15 protein-coding genes, 1 tRNA gene and 4 pseudogenes are annotated in these 22,455 nt (G+C 53.1%); 5 read left to right on the top strand and 15 right to left on the bottom strand.

Features of this window, described 5'->3' with window-relative positions; genetic code table 11:
* Window positions 1–111: 111 nt before the first annotated feature.
* Window positions 112–723 carry a hypothetical protein gene (locus HEQ18_RS01635; RefSeq protein WP_432815270.1) on the top strand — a complete coding sequence of 204 codons (612 nt, stop codon included), beginning with the start codon at window positions 112–114 and terminating at the stop codon, window positions 721–723.
* 185 nt (window positions 724–908) lie between these two features.
* Window positions 909–1,754, top strand: a complete 846-nt coding sequence (locus HEQ18_RS01640) for a hypothetical protein (RefSeq protein ID WP_432815271.1) — start codon at window positions 909–911, stop codon at window positions 1,752–1,754.
* A 138-nt stretch (window positions 1,755–1,892) separates the two neighbouring features.
* On the opposite strand, the gene HEQ18_RS01645 is transcribed toward HEQ18_RS01640, so the two are convergent.
* From HEQ18_RS01645 to HEQ18_RS01655, 3 genes are all read right to left on the bottom strand, one after another.
* Window positions 1,893–2,342: a hypothetical protein gene (locus HEQ18_RS01645; protein WP_432815272.1), complete on the bottom strand. Its 450-nt coding sequence runs from the start codon at window positions 2,340–2,342 to the stop codon at window positions 1,893–1,895.
* A 55-nt stretch (window positions 2,343–2,397) separates the two neighbouring features.
* Window positions 2,398–2,994 (bottom strand): hypothetical protein, encoded by a 597-nt coding sequence (locus HEQ18_RS01650; RefSeq protein ID WP_432815273.1) that lies wholly within the window; start codon window positions 2,992–2,994, stop codon window positions 2,398–2,400.
* A 468-nt stretch (window positions 2,995–3,462) separates the two neighbouring features.
* Window positions 3,463–4,817, bottom strand: a protein-coding gene (locus HEQ18_RS01655; RefSeq protein WP_432815274.1) for an IS3 family transposase whose coding sequence is annotated in 2 segments (ribosomal slippage) — window positions 3,463–4,478 and window positions 4,478–4,817 — 1,356 coding nt in all. Because the reading frame shifts where the segments join, the coding sequence is not laid out codon by codon here.
* A 73-nt stretch (window positions 4,818–4,890) separates the two neighbouring features.
* Between HEQ18_RS01655 and HEQ18_RS01660 the strand changes: the two genes are divergently transcribed.
* Complete coding sequence (locus HEQ18_RS01660; protein ID WP_432815275.1) at window positions 4,891–5,889, top strand: IS110 family transposase; 999 nt, start codon at window positions 4,891–4,893, stop codon at window positions 5,887–5,889.
* A 297-nt stretch (window positions 5,890–6,186) separates the two neighbouring features.
* Here HEQ18_RS01660 and HEQ18_RS01665 read toward each other — a convergent pair whose 3' ends face one another.
* Entirely contained in the window at window positions 6,187–7,311 is a 1,125-nt protein-coding gene (locus tag HEQ18_RS01665) for an AAA family ATPase (RefSeq protein WP_432815276.1), read from the bottom strand.
* 472 nt (window positions 7,312–7,783) lie between these two features.
* A pseudogene (locus HEQ18_RS01670) lies at window positions 7,784–8,710 on the bottom strand (IS110 family transposase); the annotation flags it as partial.
* A 117-nt stretch (window positions 8,711–8,827) separates the two neighbouring features.
* On the opposite strand from HEQ18_RS01670, the pseudogene HEQ18_RS01675 reads away from it, so the two are divergent.
* Together HEQ18_RS01675 and HEQ18_RS01680 are read left to right on the top strand one after the other, a co-directional pair.
* Window positions 8,828–10,001, top strand: a pseudogene (locus HEQ18_RS01675) (IS3 family transposase).
* Window positions 10,002–10,149: 148 nt separating this feature from the next.
* Window positions 10,150–11,175, top strand: a complete 1,026-nt coding sequence (locus tag HEQ18_RS01680; protein WP_432814488.1) for an IS110 family transposase — start codon at window positions 10,150–10,152, stop codon at window positions 11,173–11,175.
* 423 nt (window positions 11,176–11,598) lie between these two features.
* Here the strand turns inward: HEQ18_RS01680 and HEQ18_RS01685 are convergent.
* The 10 genes and pseudogenes from HEQ18_RS01685 to HEQ18_RS01730 form a co-directional block, all read right to left on the bottom strand.
* Window positions 11,599–11,745, bottom strand: a pseudogene (locus HEQ18_RS01685) (IS3 family transposase); the annotation flags it as partial.
* An 85-nt stretch (window positions 11,746–11,830) separates the two neighbouring features.
* The gene (locus HEQ18_RS01690; protein WP_432815277.1) at window positions 11,831–14,932 is read right to left on the bottom strand and encodes an HsdR family type I site-specific deoxyribonuclease; all 3,102 of its coding nucleotides are present in this window, start codon (window positions 14,930–14,932) and stop codon (window positions 11,831–11,833) included.
* On the bottom strand, window positions 14,925–16,109 hold the full coding sequence (locus HEQ18_RS01695; protein WP_432815278.1) for an AAA family ATPase: 1,185 nt from the start codon (window positions 16,107–16,109) through the stop codon (window positions 14,925–14,927). The genes HEQ18_RS01690 and HEQ18_RS01695 overlap by 8 nt, the downstream gene beginning before the upstream one ends.
* Window positions 16,106–17,320: a restriction endonuclease subunit S gene (locus HEQ18_RS01700; RefSeq protein WP_432815279.1), complete on the bottom strand. Its 1,215-nt coding sequence runs from the start codon at window positions 17,318–17,320 to the stop codon at window positions 16,106–16,108. The genes HEQ18_RS01695 and HEQ18_RS01700 overlap by 4 nt, the downstream gene beginning before the upstream one ends.
* A complete protein-coding gene (locus HEQ18_RS01705) occupies window positions 17,317–18,861 on the bottom strand; it encodes a type I restriction-modification system subunit M (RefSeq protein WP_432815280.1) in 1,545 nt (514 codons plus the stop codon). Before HEQ18_RS01705 ends, HEQ18_RS01700 begins: the two co-directional genes overlap by 4 nt.
* Before the next feature lie 157 nt (window positions 18,862–19,018).
* Window positions 19,019–19,747 (bottom strand): annotated as a pseudogene (locus HEQ18_RS01710) (IS3 family transposase); the annotation flags it as partial.
* 212 nt (window positions 19,748–19,959) lie between these two features.
* Window positions 19,960–20,035 (bottom strand) — tRNA-Lys (locus HEQ18_RS01715).
* Between the two features lie 40 nt (window positions 20,036–20,075).
* On the bottom strand, window positions 20,076–20,609 hold the full coding sequence (gene folK / locus HEQ18_RS01720; protein WP_432815281.1) for a 2-amino-4-hydroxy-6-hydroxymethyldihydropteridine diphosphokinase: 534 nt from the start codon (window positions 20,607–20,609) through the stop codon (window positions 20,076–20,078).
* Window positions 20,593–21,459, bottom strand: coding sequence for an N-carbamoylputrescine amidase (gene aguB / locus HEQ18_RS01725; RefSeq protein WP_397604481.1), 867 nt, complete (start codon window positions 21,457–21,459; stop codon window positions 20,593–20,595). The genes folK and aguB overlap by 17 nt, the downstream gene beginning before the upstream one ends.
* Before the next feature lie 101 nt (window positions 21,460–21,560).
* Window positions 21,561–22,421 carry a class I SAM-dependent methyltransferase gene (locus HEQ18_RS01730; protein ID WP_432815282.1) on the bottom strand — a complete coding sequence of 287 codons (861 nt, stop codon included), beginning with the start codon at window positions 22,419–22,421 and terminating at the stop codon, window positions 21,561–21,563.
* Window positions 22,422–22,455 lie beyond the last annotated feature (34 nt).

A 22,455-nucleotide genomic window follows, 5' to 3' on the forward strand; every position in this document is an offset into this window, starting at 1 on the left:
AAGTTGAGCCGCCGGGCTTAACTGTAAACACCAATCAACAAGAACTGCTTCCCGCCGCCAGCGACCATGACTGGCGAGTGATTTTCTACGCTTACAAAAAGGATAAATTCTATGTCTGAATACCCTGCCAAAATGGCAATAATTGTCCCCAATTTCGTCATTGCCGATGCTAACGCTTGCGCAACCCATATGCCTTATTTCGTCTATATCGACGCCTTTGCGGTGTTGAAGGTCGAACGCCAAGGCAGAGGTTTCCGGTTTAGTGAAGCCCGGCACGTCAGTGATTTGCAATCCGCGACCGACAGCGTCGGGGTGCTGGACGCGCTCACCAGCCATCTTGACCCTGACGACAGCTTAGCAGGTTACCGTCTCGACCGCATTATTGCGGCGCTCGTTAGGGTCCCGGATGGCGAGCCCCGCGATGAAAGTGCCAAGCCGTCTTTGCTGCGGCTGCGGGCCGCTTTGGCAAATGATGTTAAAGACGCCGAATGGTATGACCGTGTTGGCTCTCATAGCTTGGAGCAGTTGGCGAGCGACTATGCCCTTCCGGCAGACTGGCACGACCTTAACCGTCAGTTGAATCCTTGCGTTCTGGAACGCGAGCTATCGGCCAAGGCGCAGAGCGTCTGGCTGTTGATTGCCCATGAGTGGCTTAGTGCTGAGGACCTTAGGCGGGCCATGGCTGACTATGACCATTGGCGCACGCTTAGCTCGATTGTCTGAGCTGCGCCGGACGGTGCACGCTGCCCCGCCAGATTGCACCGCAACGAAATTGCAACACCAACAACACAGGAGGCGCTAGCCGAGCAATATCCCTCAATACATTACTACCCCATATTTTCACAATCACACCCACGAAAGCCCGCCATTGGCGGGCTTTCGTGTTTCTAACCAAGGAATAAAATCTTATGAGTATCTATAATACCGCCGCCAACGATGGCGACACCACATTTGGTCAAGACGCTATCGCCTTTACCCGGCAAAAGTCTCTCGAACGGCTGACGCCTCAGACCTTCTGCATATTCGATTTTGAATATGCCTACGACTGGGACGGCTACGACGCATATCGTCACGCCGACAACGCTGCAGGCGAATATAATTGTAAATGGCCTTTTCACCATGCAGTTGCCGGAGCATGGGCGTTGATCACTTACCCTCCCGGAGGCAGCCAGCCTCTCGTTCACAATGTGAGCGTGCTAGACGCGCGCCAATATGATGAACTGGAAATGGTCAGAGCGTTCTTCGGCCTGCTCGACCGCCATCCCGGCGCGGTGCCAGTAGGTTGGGGCACCGAGTGCAAAGAAATGCCCACGTTACGCCGAACCGCTGCAACGCATGGGCTGGTCCTGCCCAAAATGCTTCGCGACAGCCATCCGCACAGTCGTGACCGCATTGATCTGTCGAATGTCCTAAAAGGGCAAGGGCACTTCGTCCATATGCCGGAATATGCGCATGCTGTCGGCATTCCAGCTAAGCCCATGGCTTCGAAAGCAATCGGCAAGGCTGTTGAGCATGGCCAATGGGACGAAGTGCGCGAGCAGGTATTGGCTGATGTCCTAACGACAGCCATCATTGCCAATCGGCACTTGATCTCGGTCGCACGGGTCAGCGGTGATGTTTACGCGAGCGATGCCACGATCTTCGCTGAGCTTTCGGCCGCTTGGCCACAAAGCCGTTGGCTGAACTTGCAAAACCGCGGGTGGGACGTTCACCGGCGAGGACAGACGCGTGCTGCTCATAAAATGGCGGCATAGCTGCCATAGAATGGGCAGTTGACAGGCAAACGGGCGGGATCAAATGAATGGTCTCGCCCGCAAATTGCCAATTCGATTCGATGTTCATTGCGGCGCCAGAAAAGTGCGCGTGACGATGACGTCAAAGCTACGTTGCATTTAGTCCGAATTCCATCGAACCCTAGGCTTGCCAGAAATCATCCTGTATGTAGCTGCACTGGCTTCGGGATGAATAAACACGATATTCCTGCGATCATCGGTGTCTTTTGCAATATAATTATCACCCTGGAAACGATCGCGAAAGGATCCAACGACTAATGGTTTTTTACGCTTGTTGCCGAAATCCACCACTATGATGCCGTTGCGACCGGCATTTGCCATATACGCTCGGTCAGGCAAGTTATCCGAATCGAAGTCAATCATGACTTCAAAAGTGCATTTATTATAGACGTCGCCATTACAATCCGCGCTGGTGAGCGGCTTTGTTTTTGCCGGGAGCGAATTAAAACGCGCTCCTTGAAATGGATCCTCCCAAGCCGCCTGAGAATCAGCATGTGCTGTTCCAGCGCCGGCGGCTATTATCAGTCCTATCACGCTAAACTTAAGCAAGTTAAGCTCCTAAATTGACGCTGTATCTATTCTCGGGCCCAAGCATTTGGATATCTCAAATCCCAGCTTTGGCTTTCGGGGCGAGGCGGTCAACATCGGCATCGATCAACTTTTGAATATAGGATTGTGCTGGGACTCTGCCATCTATCTGCACAGAATTATAGACCGGCAAAGCAAGCTCTGCACTCGCATCGCCGTTCTGACACTGGTTATCGCACCATTTAAAATTACCGACCATTGTCGCGCGTCCGTTAGGCGATCCGAATTTTTTAAAGATTGTGCGCTCTACGTCTTTTGCATCCGTTCTGGACGGCTTAAACGTGTAGCTGATGTTCTCCACCCTTGACCCTTCTGGCATCGAGGCAAACTCCACACTAAGATAGTCGCCCTGCGGACCTTCGAAAAATTGCCTTCTCACAACTTTTGCAGATTTCGACCCCTGAAAATCGGGCTGACGCTTTCGCAGAGCTTCGATGCGCTTATCTGCAAAGGATAGCTCCGTTGAACTACTGCTTATCTTGAACCCTGCTTTCGCCGCTCGGTCAATTGCCTCTTGCGGTGTCATCCCAAGCCTAACTCCAGCAATATCAAACCCTGCTACTCTTCCGTTTGCGATACGCGTATCCAACGGAGCCTTATCATCGCTGCTCACCGGTGAGCTCTCTTTTCGATTTTTGGTAGTGGGATCACTTGGGCTTCCTGCAGTTATCTGCGACTGCGCAAGGATAGGTGAACTAAGACAAGCCGCCACCAACGCAATTCCAAAAGCTCTCCGCATAAAATCTCTCCTGTCTGAATACATGTTATTTATATGTGGAGACAATTATAACGTCGGTCAAATTGAATTTGACGGAGCATGCCTGTTCCCCGTCAGCACCAATGGCACAGATTTGATGTTGTGATTTAAGGAGTGTTTTGGTCTCATCGTAGTGACGAAGGAACGAATCTATGGACGCCTCCCGCACAAGGGGATTTTTCGATGTTGCTTCGGCATTGGATGCATGAATCTATCCGGCCTGTTATTTGGAGCATTTCTGTCCATGGCTGTCCGTCGTCAGAACATTTGGCACTGATGGCTGCGTAAATTAACGGAGCATTGGCCTCATCAGTTGGGTTGATATTAGGCGGCGAGCTTGCGGTGTTGCAAGCGCCGATATTCGATAGTCTGTCGTTTGATCCTTTCACGTTGTTGGATGATGGCTTGCGCCCTGCCGAAGTAGGCATCGGCAGGCGTGACGTTGTTCAGGCTCTCGTGATAGCGCTGATGGTTGTAATGCTCGACGAACGCTTCGATTTGTCGTTCGAGATCGCCGGGCAGGAAGTAGTTTTCCAGCAGGATGCGGTTCTTGAGCGTCTGGTGCCAGCGTTCGATCTTGCCCTGTGTTTGCGGATGCATCGGTGCGCCGCGCACATGGCTCATCTTGTTAGCTTCGATATATTCCGCCAGTTCGCCCGCGATGTAACTGGGGCCATTGTCGCTGAGCAGCCGCGGCTTATGCTGAACAGTGGCATGGTCGCAGCCCGATGCTGCTAGGGCCATGTCCAACGTGTCTGTTACATCCTCGGCCCGCATATTGCTGCACAGCCTCCAGGCGATGATATAGCGCGAGAAGTCGTCGAGCACGGTGGACAGATACATCCATCCCCAACCAATGATCTTGAAGTAGGTAAAGTCTGTCTGCCACATCTCGTTGGGACGGGTGGTCTTGGTGTGGAACTCGTTGGCTGCCTTTACCACGACATAAGCGGGGCTGGTGATCAGATCATGGGCCTTGAGTAGGCGGTATACCGTGGCTTCTGACACGAAGTAACGCCGTTCGTCGGTGAACCGCACCGCCAGTTCACGCGGTGACAGCTCGGACTGTTCCAGCGCCAGTTCGATGATCTGGTCATGGATCGCCTCGGGGATACGGTTCCACACACGGCTCGGGTTTGATGGCCGGTCCGCCAGCGCTTCAGGACCGCCTTCCAGATAGCGATCATACCAGCGATAGAAGGTCCGCCGGGCGATGCCCAGCTTATCAAGGGTGAGCTTTGTAGGCAGATGCGATTGCTCGACGACCCTGATGATCTCGAGCTTCTCCGAGGCTGGATACCTCATGCGTCGTCGTCCCCATCCGCGATCATGCTTTTTTTGAGCAGCCGGTTCTCAAGGGTCAGATCAGCAACGCACTCCTTCAACGCACGGGCCTCACGGCGCAGATCCTGCACCTCACCGCTGGTGGCTGCACGTGCAGTATCGCCCGCAAGCCTGCGCTTGCCAGCTTCCATAAACTCCTTTGACCAAGTGTAATACAGGCTTTGCGCGATGCCTTCCTTGCGGCACAGCTCAGCAATGCTGTCTTCGCCGCGCAGGCCTTCCAATACGATCCTGATCTTGTCTTCAGCAGAAAAATGCCGCCGAGTTGCCCGCCGAATATCCTTCACGACACGTTCGGCAGAGGCCTTCGGTTGGCCAGAGTGTTTTGGTCTCATCTTATGGGATGGACGCCTCCCGCAACTAGGCCACATATGAAGTCTTGCTAACCGGAGAAAGGAGTTCACTAAAATGCAAACATTGGCAATCGATTTGGGCAAACAGTCCTTCCACCTTTATGGGATAACCGATGATGGCGAGGTCATTTCGCGCAAAGTAAGCCGAGCGAAGCTGCTTGATGTGGTGATCAAGTTGCATCCAGCGTCAGTGGCCATGGAAGCGTGTGCCAGCTCACACCATTGGGGCCGGACCTTCGAAGCCTCGGGTTACACCGTTCGTCTGATCCACCCCCGCTTCGTCAAGCCGTTTGTGAAGGGTTCGAAGAATGATGCGGTCGATGCCGAGGCGATTTTCGATGCTGACAGCCGACCCAATATGCGGTTCGTGCCCCTCAAATCCGCTGAACAGCAGGATCTTCAATCATTGCACCGGATGCGCGACAGGCTGATCGTCCAGCGGACAGCACTAATCAATCACACGCGTGGTCTTCTGGCTGAATATGGTCTCATCATTCCTGCTGGCGCTGCCCGGTTTCGGTTGCAGGTCGAAGAACTGGTCAACACCGCCGAACTTTCAGACCTCGCAAAAAGCCTGTTTGAGAAGCTGATCGAGGAGTATCGCGACCTAGATACACGTGTATCGGAGGTTGATGACACATTGGTCCAGATTTGCCGCACAAACGAGCGCTGCAAGCGCCTGACGTCGCTACCTGGCGTAGGGCCGGTCGTCGCAACTGCCTTGGTCGCGGCAATTGATGATGGCCGACATTTTGCGTCGGGCAGAGCCCTGGCTGCGTGGATTGGCTTGGTCCCACGACAATACACCACTGGAGGCAAACCACGGCTTGGCGGCATCGGCAAAAGGGCCAATCATTATCTGAGGCGGCAGCTGGTGCATGGCGCGCGTTCCGCGTTGTTGCGGATTGCTAGATATGACGACCAGCGCTCAAAATGGGTACAAGCACTGCTCGCCCGAGTGGGGCACAATAAAACGCTGGTCGCGATGGCAAACAAGACTGCGCGCATCGCGTGGGCAATGCTGCGCAACGAAGAAAGCTACAAAATGGCGTAGAGGAAAACGGGACCTGCGAATAATCGAATCGGCAGTTTAAATGCGAGGTGAGACTTTGATGGTGTAACGGCACTGCCCGCTGCTTCACAGCCTGTAAGGAACGATGGCCTTCGAGGCCGCTCATCTTAAAAGGCACGAACCGAGCGGATCCCCATCATGGCCATGGACAGAAATGCTCCAAATAACAGGCCGGATAGATTCATGCATCCAATGCCGAAGCAACATCGAAAAATCCCCTTGTGCGGGAGGCGTCCATAGATTCGTTCCTTCGTCACTACGATGAGACCAAAACACTCCTTAAATCACAACATCAAATCTGTGCCATTGGTGCTGACGGGGAACAATGAACGTGTGTTGCACCTGCGCATGTAGATGCACCTCCGGCTCTTCTATAAATATGATCTGGCAGAGAGGGCGATTTTGTGAAGTTCGTACCCATTGTGAATGATAATGCTTTGCTTGAATCGCCATATAGATGAGATTCTTGAAACCCAGACCGTTATACAGCTCTGGCAGTTCATGTCCGCGTTCAACGTCGACGTAGAGCAGGTCGGTATTGCCACTGAGCGCCGTCTCTGGGTTGAGAGTCGAAACAATCTTCAACTCACGGTCATTGACCGAGGGGACGCCAATTCCCTTGATCACACTCATGATCCCAGAGAATTGTTCCGCATAATGTGCCGTGAGTTGATCATTGTTCTCGTTGATGACACGGTGTGCTTCTTCGGCCACTTCCGGTCGCTCAAGATTTTTCTGATAGAACCCGGCAAAAGCGCGAGATAGCCTGTTGCTACGATTCTCTTCGTCGTCATCAATGTTTCGTTGGGCACCAACAAAATCAATCCGGACCAGATTTTGAAGAAGGTTTCTGCCTTCATCTTTATCCAGCGCAGTCGCAATTGTACCATCATCGGTGGCTTCGAGCGACGCATAGGTGATTTCAAAATGTCGATTCAACTCGCTGTCAGTGGCAAGAAAGGCGGAAAGAGTTTTTTCGGGAGGGTCGTCACCGTTCTGGGGATACGCCGCCAAGTAGGCTTCACGCAGCTTGCCGGGATTCGACGTCGCATAACGGAGCTGAACGCCGAGGCGGTCAAAGTCGACCAAGAGGCTGGGAAGTAGTGCAACTGCTCTTCCATACTCAATTGATGCGGGGTCAATCTTGAACCAGATGTCGAGTTCGATTGATGGCAGAGTATCTGGTTCTCTGTTAGCCCCAAAAGCATCAAAGTCACCAATTCGCGCCACCGAAAAATCGTATATCCGAAATTTCCGTTGGCCTAGGAAGCATCGGAAAATAGCACTTGCCGAAGTTTTCCCACTGTTATTAGGCCCTACGAAAACCGTTTCTCGTTCTTCTATCCCTGCGGATATGTTTTCGAGGCGACGAAAGTTTCTAATGTCGATACGGTCGATTTTCATGTGACTTGCATCCGGTTATACCGATTGTTGATTTGGACGCTATCATACTTGAAATTGATTCTGTTGTCATGTGGTTCAAATGGCTACCATAATTGTGATGGACTTGTAACGGTCGTCTAATCGCATATTCGTCAAGGGGGATTTTTGACATATTTCTTGGGGCTACGATTGATTGATCGCAGTGATGTTCGTTTTGGTTTGCTAGTTCAGCTTTGGTTGCGTCGTTGATAGTCGTTTGTCGGGAACATGGTCGTCTACGCGGTCGAGACTTGCGCGCCGCATGATAGGTTTCGTAAGGAAGGATCTTGCCAATGTTTAGTTCGCATTTTGCCGATAAGGCACTTGCAGCCGTTACAACGCAATGATCCAGCCCGCGCCCCGACAGGGACGGCTCGACGCGCCCAAAGCATGAACGCAAACGAGAAAGAGGTTTTCAACTCAGTCTATTGGCCTTTCTATTCTGCCTTGCGCGTCAGGCTGTGGCACCAGCTGAACGATTGAACAGTTCGCCGGTTTTGAGCATCGTATGCATGATGACCGCGAGTTTGCGCGCAACTGCAATGGCTGCTCGCTTGAACCCGGCCTTTTCCCTGAGCTTCAAGCCCCAGACACGCAGAGCACTGTCCGCTGTCGTCCGCGTCAGGATCACCATAGCGGCTTCGTACAGCAATGCGCGAAGGTGATTGTCGCCGCGCTTCGAGATGCGTCCGGCATAATCGACCTCACCTGACTGGTAACGCTTGGTGGTCAAGCCGATCCAGGCACCGACAGAGCGCGACTTGGCAAAGTTGGCGGGATCCTCGATCGCTGCAATAAAGGACGACGCTGTTACCACGCCAATACCCGGGATCGTCATGAGCAACTGGCACTGCTCGTCCGCACGCGCTGTGGCGATGAGCTGCTTGCTCAGCTGCGCGACACGCGCACGCACCGCCAGCCACGCTTCGAGCAACGGCAAAACGATCCGCTCAAGCCCGGCGTTCGTTGCCAGCAAAGTGCGGATGTGGCCCTCCAATATGTTCCCTGCACTTTTGGGAACAATCAGCCCGAACGTTTTCATGACACCGCGTATCTGGTTCGATATCTGAACCGTCATTTTCAACATCTGATGGCGGGCGGCGACCAATGTGCGAACGAGCATGCTATCAAAGCTCTTCACTCGAACCTCGCGGTAAAAGCCAACCTCGGCAAGGTGGGCCAGCCCATCTGCGTCGTTCACGTCGGTCTTGTTCGGTGCCATGTCGAGTGCTGCTTTGGCATGACGTGCATCGATACAAATCGCTGGCACGCCCTGCGCCGTCAGCGCATGAAAGAACCACACCGACAGCGGGCCTGTTTCAAAAACGACGCGTCGCACACTCGGCGCATGTGTGCGGATCACTTTGGCTATAACTGTGGGACGCTATACTGAATGATCTGTGTCATGTGGTTCAATGGCTACCATATTGTTATGGACTTGTAACGGTTTCGTGCCGGTCACTTGAGAGTTAAACACTCATACAAGGAGACCGAAGAGATGATGAAGCATACAGAAGATTTCAAACAAGAGGCCGTCCGGATTGCTTTGACCAGCGGATTGTCACGGCGGCGTGTTGCTGCTGACCTGGGCGTTGGATTGTCGACGCTGGGCAAGTGGATATCGCAGTATCGGCCAACCGATCTGGTATCAGCGCCGCAAGCGGATTTAGCCCGCGAGAATGAACGCCTGCGCTTAGAGAACCGTATCCTCAAGGAGGAGAGGGAGATACTAAAAAAGGCTACCCAGTTCTTCGCGAGCCTCGGCAAGTGAGGTTCGCATTCGTGCACAACTGGCGGCATGTCTGGCCAGTGGAGATGCTTTGCCGCGTGATGCAGGTATCGACGCGCGGTTACCGGTCCTGGCACGCACGGCCGACAAGCCGACGGTCACGCGGTGACATGAAAGTGCTGGCCCACATCCGTGAACAATATGGCCTCAGTCTCGGCAGCTATGGCCGTCCTCGCATGACTATGGAGTTGGGCCGAAGGCAACGCCCGTAGGGCGGTAACGAGGTAGGGCTCGTTGTAGGCGAGCGCCGTGTTGGCCGTTTAATGCGGATCAACGGGATCAGGCCGGTTCGCACCCGCAAGCATAAGGTCACCACCAACAGTAATCATCGTCTTGGCATCGCTGCGAACTGGCTGGACGGCGATTTTGTTGCCGCTGCTCCTAACCAAAAATGGGCAGGCGACATTACCTACATATGGACTGCCGAGGGTTGGCTCTACCTCGCTGTTGTTCTTGATCTACACAGCCGCCGTGTCGTTGGCTGGGCGGTCAGCGACAGAATGACCCGAAGGGCGGCGTAGCCAACAAGGATCTGGCAATCAGGGCGCTGGATATGGCGGTAAACCTGCGGCAACCCGCCGAAGGCTGCATCTTCCATTCTGATCGCGGCAGCCAATACTGTGCGTATGATTATCAAAAGAAATTGCAGGCCTACGGCCTGCGGCCATCGATGAGCGGCAAAGGTAATTGTTACGACAATGCATCCGTTGAGACGTTCTTCAAATCGCTGAAGGCGGAGCTGATCTGGCGTCAGAAATGGTCAACACGAAGGCAGGCAGAGGCAGCAGTCTTCCAATACATCAACGGGTTCTACAACACCCGTCGCCGCCACTCGTATCTGGGTGGCATCAGCCCGCTGGCGTTCGAAGCAAAGGTGGTATAATGACATAAGTGACCGGCACGAAACATAGGGTAATCGCGGGGCTGTGATTAGCTGGACGATGCTGTGATTGAATGCTGGTTGTCCCCGATAGGATAAAAATACGGGCTCACGATTGTGACTGGGCCCAAGCACCTGACGGAGGACAATCATGGATCAATATATCGGTTTAGACGTATCTTTGAAAGACACTTTCATCTCGGTTCGCGAAGGCGGCAAACGGATATGGCGCGGCAAATGCGCGTCTGATCCCACAGTTATAGCCAAAGTGATCCGCACACATGCGCCGAGTGTGCGACGCGTCGTTTTTGAAACAGGCCCGCTGTCGGTGTGGTTCTTTCATGCGCTGACGGCGCAGGGCGTGCCAGCGATTTGTATCGATGCACGTCATGCCAAAGCAGCACTCGACATGGCACCGAACAAGACCGACGTGAACGACGCAGATGGGCTGGCCCACCTTGCCGAGGTTGGCTTTTACCGCGAGGTTCGAGTGAAGAGCTTTGATAGCATGCTCGTTCGCACATTGGTCGCCGCCCGCCATCAGATGTTGAAAATGACGGTTCAGATATCGAACCAGATACGCGGTGTCATGAAAACGTTCGGGCTGATTGTTCCCAAAAGTGCAGGGAACATATTGGAGGGCCACATCCGCACTTTGCTGGCAACGAACGCCGGGCTTGAGCGGATCGTTTTGCCGTTGCTCGAAGCGTGGCTGGCGGTGCGTGCGCGTGTCGCGCAGCTGAGCAAGCAGCTCATCGCCACAGCGCGTGCGGACGAGCAGTGCCAGTTGCTCATGACGATCCCGGGTATTGGCGTGGTAACAGCGTCGTCCTTTATTGCAGCGATCGAGGATCCCGCCAACTTTGCCAAGTCGCGCTCTGTCGGTGCCTGGATCGGCTTGACCACCAAGCGTTACCAGTCAGGTGAGGTCGATTATGCCGGACGCATCTCGAAGCGCGGCGACAATCACCTTCGCGCATTGCTGTACGAAGCCGCTATGGTGATCCTGACGCGGACGACAGCGGACAGTGCTCTGCGTGTCTGGGGCTTGAAGCTCAGGGAAAAGGCCGGGTTCAAGCGAGCAGCCATTGCAGTTGCGCGCAAACTCGCGGTCATCATGCATACGATGCTCAAAACCGGCGAACTGTTCAATCGTTCAGCTGGTGCCACAGCCTGACGCGCAAGGCAGAATAGAAAGGCCAATAGACTGAGTTGAAAACCTCTTTCTCGTTTGCGTTCATGCTTTGGGCGCGTCGAGCCGTCCCTGTCGGGGCGCGGGCTGGATCATTGCGTTGTAACGGCTGCAAGTGCCTTATCGGCAAAATGCGAACTAAACATTGGCAAGATCCTTCCTTACGAAACCTATCATGCGGCGCGCAAGTCTCGACCGCGTAGACGACCATGTTCCCGACAAACGACTATCAACGACGCAACCAAAGCTGAACTAGCAAACCAAAACGAACATCACTGCGATCAATCAATCGTAGCCCCAAGAAATATGTCAAAAATCCCCCTTGACGAATATGCGATTAGACGACCGTTACAAGTCCAAAATGCCAGCACGCGTGCCGTTGTCCACTTCAGCCTTCTTCACCCACTAGTGAAGCGTCTGCGGCGCGCAGCCGATGTTGTCAGCAACCGACACCACCGTTGACCAGCGTAACGGATAGTCGCTATCGTGATCCAAAACCATCCGCACCGCGCGATGGCGACCCTTAGATGAAAATTTGTGCGTTGTTTTGCTCATAGTAGGCCCTTCTTCTCAGGAGCTGGGGCCTCCGACAATCCCGAGGCGATTCACTTCTCGACGCGTGAGCGGCTTAGGGCAGTCGTTAAATTTGGCCGCCTACGCCCATGAATTTCGTAACAAAATCAGACATGCGAAGGAATACCGAGCTTTTCTTTGTCAGGTAAGCTGGGTTTAACGGACTCATCTTCGGAAGCACGTCATTCAGCTCATTCCCATTTTCAGTCGCGAACTCACGCTTGATCGAATTTGTGATGTAGCGCTTGGCTGCTTCTAGATTGAGATTTTCCTCTTCGACCAGTTTCTCAAACTCGCGCCGTTGCTCTTCCTGAGCGAATGCAAAGAACGCTTCGATCATGCCCGCTTTGCCGTCAATATCATCAAGGTTAGTCCGATTAATAAAGTCGACGATGAGGCTTTCTTTTGCCCGATTGCTAACGCTCGCCCGGATGACACGTCGGGCCTCCTCAATCAGATCACTCTTATCTTTCGTGTTACGATTCTTTGCGAATATTAGTTCGAGAATATAGTCGAGATTGATCTCCTGAGACTTCAGGAGGTCGACTTCGAAAACCACATCGTCCCAGTCGAGCGTCGACGCATCGCTTTCACCAGCAGCCTTCTCTCGACGCAACCAATCGCGAATGTCGTTGTAAGTCGACTTGTAGTCTTGGATTTTGCGGTCGGCTGGGAGCGATACAGAAGTCAGCTCTTCAACTTGATCATCCTCTAGGTGATGTTGGGCTTTGAAAGCCTCAACCTCCTCTCGGACGCTTTGATTCACGCCCTTTAGCGCTTTTAGCGCGACATACTCATCAAAGTTCTGAAGTACGTTCTCTGCCTTGAGAAACTCGCCGAAAAGCTTTGCAAAATCCTTCTTATCGGCTTCCTTCAGGATCTCGCTCGGATCAGGGAAGCGCTGCTCAAGCTCGGCTAAAATTGTTTTGAAGCCCCGGCTGGCCGCCCCGGATGTAATGTCAGAGAAGCCTTCCATATATTCCCTGAAGCTCTTCTCTAGCACTACATTCTTGGTGTTGCTCTCACCAAACAACGTGACCGCATCAATGGTCGCCTGCTCAAGATCGCGAAATGCTACAATATTGCCAAAGGTCTTGGTTGCATCGAAGATGCGATTGGTGCGCGAATAGGCCTGAATCAAACCATGATAGCGCAAATTCTTGTCAACGAAGAGCGTGTTGAGCGAAGGCGCATCAAAACCGGTCAGAAACATGCCGACAACTATTAACAGGTCAACTTCCTGCGATTTTACGCGATTAGCGAGATCGCGGTAATAGTTCTGGAAGCCGTTTCCGTCCGTGCTGAAGCTTGTTCCGAACATCGCGTTATAGTCTCGGATGACCGCGTTCAGGAACTCCTTCCCTGTGCTATCCATTGCGGAAACATCGAAGCTTTCATCGCGAATGTCGCCAATAGCATCCTGCTCTTCGTTTGCCGCAAACGAAAATATGGTCGCGATTTTTATCGGCTTTTCGCTGCCATCCTGGAGCTTCCTCAATGTCTCATAATAGAGCTTCGCAGCCTCCACACTGCTGACCGCAAACATCGCATTGAACCCCCGCCCTCTGGGATTCATCCGGTGCGTCTTCTGGCGAAAATTGGTCAGAATATACTGCGAAACCTCCTTGATCCGCTCAGGGTGCAGCAGGGCCTTCCTGTTCTCAGGCGCGCTGAGCTTGGCTTCATCCTGCTCCTTCTCAACGGCTCTGAACTTCGGCCTCACGTCATTGTAATCGACCTTGAACTTCAGCACCTTCTCATCACGGATCGCATCAGTGATGACATAGGAATGCAACTCTGCGCCAAACACACTCGCTGTGGTTTCCGATCCTGAGGCGTTCTGAGGAAAGATAGGCGTGCCGGTGAAGCCAAATTGATAGAAGCGCTTGAACTTCCTTTTGAGGTTCGCCTGCGCCTCACCAAACTGGCTGCGGTGGCATTCGTCAAAAATGAAGACCACCTGCTGCCCATAGACGGGCAGGTCACCTTCGCTCTTCATCAAATTGTTGAGCTTCTGGATCGTAGTAACGATGATCTTCTGATCGTTCTTCGCCAGATTGCGCTTCAGCGCAGCGGTATTTTCAGAGCCATTCACGCTATCTGGCGAGAACCGCTGATATTCCTTCATCGTCTGATAATCGAGGTCCTTGCGGTCGACCACGAAGAACACCTTATCAATGAAATCCAGTTCAGTGGCCAGCCGCGCGGCCTTGAAGCTTGTCAGCGTCTTGCCTGATCCGGTGGTGTGCCAGATGAAGCCGCCGCTTTCCGGCTTGCTCCAGCCCTTGGCATTGTAGGAGCTTGTGATCTTCCACATGATCCGCTCGGTCGCGGCAATCTGATAGGGCCGCATCACCAGCAGCGTGTCGCTGACATCAAAAACCGAATAATGCAGCAGCACGTTCAGCAGCGTGCGCTTCTCAAGGAAGGTCGCGGTAAAATCCTTCAGGTCCTTGATCAGCCCGTTATCCGCCTTCGCCCAGTTCATGGTGAAGTCGAAGCTGTTCTTATTTCGCTTTGTCGTGTTGGCGAAATAGCGCGTGTCAGTGCCATTTGAGATCACGAAAAGCTGGATGAACTTGTAGAGGGAATTGTCGCTGTTGAAGCTTTCCTTGCTGTACCGGTGTATCTGGTTGAACGCCTCCCGAATAGCGACACCACGCTTTTTAACCTCGATCTGTACCAATGGCAGGCCGTTGACGAGGATCGTGACGTCATAGCGATTGGCGTGCAGCCCCGTCTGCTCGAACTGCTTGATTACTTGCAGTTTGTTGCGGGCGATGTTCGCCTTATCGAAAAGGGTGATGTTCTGAATGCGGCCGTCATCGAAGACGAAATCGTGGATATAGTCGTCATGGACCTTGCGGGTCTTGTCGATGATCCCGTCACTAGGATTGTCCAGATAGGTGGCAACAAAGCGCTGCCATTCCGCATCGGTGAAGCGGACGCCGTTCAGGTCTTCCAGCCGCACGCGCACATTGGCCAGCATCGCTTTGGGTGAGGTTAGCGCAGGCAGAAACTCATAGCCCTGATTGCTCAGGTCTTTGATCAACTCGCGCTCAAGTTCGGCTTCGCTCTGGTAGTGGTCCGCAGCGGTCCAATCGCTGGTGTATCTGTCGAGAACGATGAAGTTCTTCGATTCCGCAATTGGCTTCGTTTGCTCAACCATTGGGTGCGTCCTCTTTCCAATAGCCGTAATTATTGACCAGATTTTCTAGCAACAATTTGATCGTCTGCTTTTCCTGTGGCGTGGGGTCGCGCACTTGCTCGGTTGACAGCGACGAATGGCTAAAGGTGTGGATCGTCCGGACATAGGCGTCTTTGCTGCCTGGCGCGGAGTTCAGCAAATCTCCCCACTGATTATGTCCTAGAAAGCCCGCGGTTTTCTCATATAGATTGCGCAGCAAGGTGAAATGATACCTCTCGACTTTTTCTTCGGCGATTGCTTGTTCCAAAATCCTCCGCAAGTGCAAATGGTAGGAAAAGCTCTTGTTTGAATCGCCGTATTTGGTGCTGAGATTAAAGGTGCCATCAGCGAGCCGCTCAAGCAGATAACATCCTTCATTGGCTGGCTTTTTCTTCATGTCGAGTTCGTTGTGCAGAACATTGTAGAACAACGGGCTGTGCGTCGTGATGACGAACTTCAGCTGCGACGGGGCCGACGTAATCAGCTCGGCTAGGTTCACGGCAAGTTCGATAAGGTGGTTTTCGTCTAATGAGGTGACGGGGTCATCAATGAACACATATTCTAGCGCGTTGAACTGATCTGTGCCACGTTCTTCTGGTTCAGCGATGGTCAGCTCAGCCACGACAGTTTCCAACAGCGCGTAAAAAATGCTCCAAATGAAGGTGCTCTCCTCGCCCTTGGAAATCTTAAACGGTTCGGTACCGGCATCATCTCCTGCCTCGACGGTGAAAGTCACTTCCGAAAAGGCTTTCACCTCGATTTTGCTGCCATCCGGGTTGTCACGGGTGTAGGCAGCATTGAAGGTAGGAGTTAGGGTCGCGCTGGAATAGTGCTGAAAGACGCGAGTGATGTTCACCTCTTGGCCCTGTTCATCCAAAATCCAGTCGGTAAAGCTATTGGGCTGGATCATCAGCTTGGGCTGGCCGTCACCGTGCAGGTCATTGTCCCAGAAGAACAGATCTTCGGTGAAGGCGTTGTAATATAGGATTTTGTGGCGGGTTGGGCCTGTATCTTCCTCGCCTTCGACCTTGGGCGCGACAAGCTCCTTCAGCGCGCGGGATAGGCGGGTTTTGCCAGTGCCGTTGAAGGCGTAGATCAGTTGGGCCTTCATTTTCGTGGCGTGAAGCGTCTGGGCAATCTGTTCGAGGGTCTGGCTCATGCTTCCACCGCCTCTTTGGGCTTGGGGAAGCTCAGGAGCAGGTCGCGGTAATATTCATATTGCTGTTGCCGCAGCGCAATTTCGCGCGGCAAACCTTCTCTCAGTGAGGTGGTGAGCGTATCGAATTTATCGAGAATTGAGACAATTCGCGCCTGCTCTTTAAGTGGTGGAAACGGCAGCTTTAGCTGCGCAAAAGTTCCAAGATTTATGTTGCTTTGCGCACTACTCTTCTCTTTGCCCTTCTCTTCCAGCTTTCGCTTGATAGACTGGAGTAAGTACTCAACATAATCAGAGCTTGTTTCTTCAGGGTCAGCGACAAACCCAATGACACTATCGGGGAAGCACGCGTCAAAGTCCAAAATAGAGGTTTCTGCTATGTTGGCAGCAATCGTGATGCAAAGCGTGCCTTTAGGCCACCGCTTACTTTGCCTTAAGCCAAAGTCGCTGTAGGTTTGGGTGTATTTCGTGATGGCGTGCCCTGCGCTTCGGATGTCGCCAGTTTGAATGAAAGGTATTGTCCCGCCGTAAAGCCTTTCGTCATTCCTTGGACGATGCTTGGATTTTCCACGTCCAAAATCGCTAGCCACTTCGTCCAAAGTCTTCCACTTAACCTCGGCATCTTCGAAGGTCAGGAGTTGATCGCGGTAGTGGTTGTATTGTTTCTTGCGCGCTGCAAGCTCGGCGGTCAGCTCGGCGGTCAGCTGGGTGAAGCTGTCCAATATCCGAACAATCTCCCCCTGTATCGCCAGCGATTTCTCCGGGTCATCCGGGCAGGGAATGGGGACTAGCTTTTTCGACAATGTGCCAATCCATTGTCGTTTGTGATCGCCATCAACTAGGCCGCTTGGTAAAGTATTGAGCCAGTAATATAAATATTTGATGTTAAATTTTTGATCGTCACTAGAAGTTATCATTTTCATTGCTGACGACTTCGCTTTGAAGTCAAAATCGACCCATTTGTTTGCGGTCGTGAAATCGTCGAAAATTATCGTCGGACTTTTCGACGCCTCGTAAATCCCAGTTGTTTCATCGGTATAACCTAGGATGAATGTTTTTCCAGCTGTAAGGACAGGCGTGTTAAACAGATCATCGTAATTTTTGCTTTCAACCAGATACTTGGTAGGCTGCTCATAGTCAGTCACCTTCTCCAACGGCAACCATTCCACCTCCGCCCCATCCAGCAGTTTTTCCAGAAAGCCGAAATCGCTCACGCCTCGATCTCCGCGACAATCGCATCAATCTCGCTGCGCAGCCGGTCAATCTTGGCAACGGTGGTTTTCAGTTCCGCGTTCAGCTCGGCAATGATCACCTGCTTGCGCGTGTCCTTCGGCTCGACATAGGCGCTGACCGAAAGGTTATAGTCGGCATCGATGATGCGCTGCTGGTCCACCGTTTTGGCCACATGCGGCACGTTTTCCTTGCTGGCAAACATGCGGATGATCTCGGCCACATGATCGTCGCTCATCTCGTTGGTGTTGGTCTTCTTGGCGAAGAAATCCTCACCGCTGGCATCGATGAACTGCACCTTGGTGTCGGGCTTGTTCTTGGCCAGCACCAAAATGGTTACTGCAATCGTGGTGCCGAAAAACAGATTGGGCGCGAGCGAAATGACCGTTTCCACGACATTGCTGTCGACCAGATGTTTGCGGATTTTTTGCTCTGCCCCGCCACGATAGAAAATGCCCGGAAAGCACACAATTGCCGCCCGCCCCTTGGCCGAAAGATAATGCAAGGCGTGCAGCACAAAGGCGAAATCCGCCTTGGACTTGGGCGCGAGCACGCCAGCGGGCGCAAAGCGGTCATCATTGATCAGCGTCGGGTCTTCATCCCCCTTCCACCGGACCGAATAGGGAGGGTTTGAGACGATAGCATCGAAGGGCCGTTCATCAAGAAAGTGCGGATGTTCAAGCGTGTTGCCGTTCTGGATGTTGAACTTGTCATAGTTCACATTGTGCAAGAACATGTTCATGCGGGCGAGGTTGTAGGTTGTGTAGTTGATCTCCTGCCCGAAGAAGCCTTCTTCGATGAAATGATCGCCGCAATGCTTCTTGGCTTGCAACAACAGCGAACCTGACCCGGCGGCTGGATCGTAAATCTTGTTGATGCTGCTCTGCCCGTGAACGGCCAGTTGCGCGATAAGCTTGGAAACGTGTTGCGGCGTGAAGAACTCGCCGCCAGATTTTCCTGCATTGGCCGCGTAGTTCGAGATCAGGAACTCATAGGCATCCCCGAACAGATCGTTTTCGTTCTCCTCAAACTTGAGCGGCAGGCCTTCGACTCCCTTCAACACCTTGGCCAGCCGGGTGTTCTTGTCCTTCACCGTATTGCCCAGCCGGTTGCTGGTGGTGTCAAAGTCGGAGAATAAGCCTTTGATGTCTTCTTCCGAAGGGTAGCCATTCGCCGAAGCTTCAATCGCCTTAAAGGCCGCAGCAAGGTCGGTGTTCAGGCTATCGTTGGTGTTAGCCTTTGCTGCGACATTGGCGAAGAGCTGGCTGGGGTAGATAAAATAACCCTTGGTCTTGACCGCATCAACCTTAACCGCGTCGGGAATGGTGCTGTCTGCCATCTTGGCGTAGTTGACGCTATCGTCCCCGGCTTCGATGTAGCTGGTGAAATTCTCGCTAATAAAGCGGTAAAACAGCGCGCCCAGCACGAACTGCTTGAAATCCCAGCCATCGACCGCGCCCCTAACTTCGTTGGCAATCGCCCAGATTTGGCGGCGCAATTCATCGCGTTGTTGTTGACCTGTCATTCTGTTTCCTCTTCGTGCTCCAGCTATGAGATTACAATAGAATGTTCGCAAGCATTAGCTTGTTGAGAGAATGGAATTAGTAGCCAATGTCATCAGCTTAATATATACTCAATTGATATTTGCGGATTGTGTCGGTCAGCATTTTCGTAAACCGTTCATCCGTATCTGCTACTCCCCCCGTGTTGTAGGTTCGACGCTGGATGCGCTCACGCTTGAGCAGGTTGAAGAAGCTCTCGGCTACTGCATTGTCGTTGCAGTTGCCCCGTCGGCTCATTGGGTGTTCCAAATTGTGAGCCCTAACAAAGGCAGCCCAGTCCAAACTGGTGAACTGCGCGCCTTGATCGGAATGGATCAGTACACGACTTTTTGGCTTTCGTCGCCAAACCGCCATGTGCAAAGCTTGCAACACCACATCGGTGGTCTGTCGGCTTTGTATAGACCAGCCCACCACGCGGCGGGAATAGAGGTCAAGCACGACAGCCAGATAGGCAAAGCCTTCCATTGTGCGAATGTAAGTGATGTCCGTCACCCAAGCTTTGTTAGGCATGCCGAAATCGAACTGCCGCGCTAACGTGTTATCGACGGCAACCTATGCCTTGCCCCCATAGCTCCTAGGGCGCCTCTTGTAGCCAATTTGCGCCTCGATGTCGGCCATTTTTGTCAGTCGCGCCACGCGGTTCGGACTGCAGATCTCGCCCTGATCCATCAGATCATCATGCAGTTTGCGGTAGCCATATACTTTGTGGCTATCAATCCAAGCCTGCCTGATCAGCTTGGTCTGCCGTGCATCTTCACGTGCCCGCTGGCTCAGCGGAATTTTCTGTCAGGCATAGTAGCCACTGGGCTGCACGGCCAAGCACTGGCACATCGCCCGAACACTGAACTCATTACTGAAATTTACCTTGCCCATCTTCGCCTCCTTACCTCAAATTTAGAGAAGAACGCGTCCAGAAATCTAGGGAAATGCACTATGCCATGCAGATGAAGAATTATCGTGTCGATGACCACGCACAACAGAGATAATAATTCGGTGATTGCCACGTGATTGCTGAAGCCGACCACGCATTTCTTTACTTATCACTAAGTATTTGAAATATATGGTGAGCCCTGCTGGGTTCGAACCAGCGACCTACTGATTAAAAGTCAGTTGCTCTACCGACTGAGCTAAGGGCCCCCGCTTTGAACCAGCATGGGTTCAAAGGAGAGCGCCCCCCCTAATGGCGGTGGGGGGTGCGGTCAAGCGCCTTTGGTCGGTTAAATCTTGATTGCAGGTGACGAATGTTAAGGCCTGACACGGGGTCGCGCCAATCGGGGGCAATCATGGCGGCAGGTGTGAGGACAAAGCCGCGTGAACGCAGGCCAGGATGCGGAATGAAAAGCGCTGGATTGCTGTCGGCCCAGTTGCCGCCGGACCATAAAAGAATGTCGAGGTCTAACACCCGCGCGCGCCAACTTTGGCCGCGACGGACGCGTCCGAAATGGCTTTCGATTTCATGCAGACGTGCCAGCAGGGCAGGTGGTTCAAGTGCGGTTGCCACTATCGCAGCGGCATTGGCAAAGCGGCGTGACGATGGCCCCATCGGGCTGGATTGAATGATGGCCGAATGTGCGAACACATCAATGTCACCCATCTCCAGCGCAGCTATCGCGTGCGGAATGATACGGTTTGGCCTGCCAATGACGGGATGTGGCTGATTTGAACCTATGCCAATGAGATAGAGATGCGACAGATCAAATATCCTGCGCAAGGCGGGTGTATAATGCGGGCCTGCGGTCGCGAAAGAAGCCCATGCTTGCACGGTGCGCGCGGGCTTGGTCCAAGTCAAATGTCGACACTAATATGCCGGTTTCAGCGTCGTCCAGGTCGCAGACCACATCGCCCCATTCATTGGCGATGAAGCTGGTGCCGTAGAATTTTTGCGCCGTCTGACCATGGTCGTCTTCGCTGCCGACCCTGTTAGCCGCAATGACGGGCATACAGTTCGATACCGCATGGCCAATCATCGCCCGCCGCCACATATGCCGTGTGTCCAATGTCGCATCCTGCGGCTCTGCGCCGATGGCTGTGGGATAGAATAACAATTCAGCGCCCATCAATGCCATTGCGCGTGCACATTCGGGGTACCATTGGTCCCAGCAGATGCCGACGCCAACGCGCGTGCCGAACACGTCCCAGACCTTGAACCCCGTATTGCCGGGGCGGAAATAATATTTCTCCTGATAGCCGGGGCCGTCGGGAATATGGCTCTTGCGATACACGCCCATGATTTCGCCATTGGCGTCGATCATCGCGATGCTGTTGTAGAAATGCGCGCCGTCGCGTTCGAAGAAGCTGGCAGGGATGGCAACATTCAGGCGCTTGGCCAGTTTCGCCATGGCCTTGACCGCAGGATGCTCCAAGGTTGGCCGCGCCATTGCGAAATGCGCTTCCTCCTGCGTTTTGCAGAAATAAGGCCCTGAAAACAGCTCGGGCGGCAGGATGATTTGCGCGCCAAGGTCGGATGCTTGCGACACAAGGTCGCTGACGGCATCGATGTTTTCGGCTTCGCTAGCCGACAAAGGCAGTTGCAACGCGGCAACGGTGATATCTCTGGTCATGCCGCGACTATAGCCGCACCCCGAAACGCGCTGCAATCATGATTGTCACCAAACCGCATATTCCGCATATTTTGTTCAGCGCGGCCGCCGCCGCAAAATCATCAATCGCGCTTTTTGAACAGCAGTGTCATCCGATCAGATTCACCAATGCCTTCATATTTCGCGCGATCGACATCCTTCAAACGCAGCGCAGGCGGCAATGTCCACACGCCATCGGGCCAGTTTGCGCTGTCCTTGGGGTTGGCGTTCACTTCGCTCTTGGCGACAAGTTCAAAGCCATTGATTTCCATGAAGCTGATGATGTCGGCTTCGCGCATATAGCCTTTGCTGCCATTGGTATAGCTATAGGGTGCATCTGCCTTTGCGCGGTGCTGTTCGATGCCGATAAGGCCATCTGGCTTCAGCAGGTCACGCATAGCCTTTATTTCGGCGTCGGCGATGTTCCAGTTCATGATGTTATGCATCATGCGCATGATCAATATGCGGTCGAACGTTCCTTTCGCGCCTTCGGGAGCTTCGCTTAAGGAAAAAGCATTGAAATCGGCGGCTGGCCGACCGGATACGGCGGCAACGTCGGAAGGAAATTTACCAATAGCTGCGGCAAGGCCTTGCTTTTGCTGGTCACTGAAAAAGGTTTTTGTTCCGAAATACAGGCCAGTATATTTGCCATTTTCGTTGATATAGCGGCCAAGGATGCGCGATACCCATTCGCCGCCGGGGGCATATTCACCAATCACATGATCGGGGTGAAGACGAAAAAATTCAAACGTTTCTGCAGGGTGGCGATACTGGTCGCGCTTTGCGTCATTGGCGCGGGCGGGGTCAGCAAGGATCTTCGTAAGCCGTTCCTGATGCGCCTTATGCATTTTGTCATGGTTGGCCATCTTGGCGCCATGGTGGTCAGCGAGCGCGGGAACTGCCAAAGTGGCGGCGGCGAGGGCGAATAGAAAAGCTTTTTTCATGAGAAATCCTCTTCTGGCTTGGATGATTTAAGTG

It is taken from the genome of Sphingorhabdus sp. (assembly GCF_050921905.1).
Classification (GTDB): domain Bacteria; phylum Pseudomonadota; class Alphaproteobacteria; order Sphingomonadales; family Sphingomonadaceae; genus Sphingorhabdus_B.

Bases quoted from the DNA above. Each gene is read 5' to 3' on its own strand.
- HEQ18_RS01635 (WP_432815270.1), top strand. From the start codon at position 112: ATGTCTGAATACCCTGCCAAAATGGCAATAATTGTCCCCAATTTCGTC.
- HEQ18_RS01640 (WP_432815271.1), top strand. From the start codon at position 909: ATGAGTATCTATAATACCGCCGCCAACGATGGCGACACCACATTTGGT.
- HEQ18_RS01660 (WP_432815275.1), top strand. From the start codon at position 4,891: ATGCAAACATTGGCAATCGATTTGGGCAAACAGTCCTTCCACCTTTAT.
- HEQ18_RS01665 (WP_432815276.1), bottom strand. From the start codon at position 7,311: ATGAAAATCGACCGTATCGACATTAGAAACTTTCGTCGCCTCGAAAAC.
- HEQ18_RS01680 (WP_432814488.1), top strand. From the start codon at position 10,150: ATGGATCAATATATCGGTTTAGACGTATCTTTGAAAGACACTTTCATC.
- HEQ18_RS01690 (WP_432815277.1), bottom strand. From the start codon at position 14,932: ATGGTTGAGCAAACGAAGCCAATTGCGGAATCGAAGAACTTCATCGTT.
- HEQ18_RS01695 (WP_432815278.1), bottom strand. From the start codon at position 16,109: ATGAGCCAGACCCTCGAACAGATTGCCCAGACGCTTCACGCCACGAAA.
- HEQ18_RS01705 (WP_432815280.1), bottom strand. From the start codon at position 18,861: ATGACAGGTCAACAACAACGCGATGAATTGCGCCGCCAAATCTGGGCG.
- aguB (WP_397604481.1), bottom strand. From the start codon at position 21,459: ATGACCAGAGATATCACCGTTGCCGCGTTGCAACTGCCTTTGTCGGCT.
- HEQ18_RS01730 (WP_432815282.1), bottom strand. From the start codon at position 22,421: ATGAAAAAAGCTTTTCTATTCGCCCTCGCCGCCGCCACTTTGGCAGTT.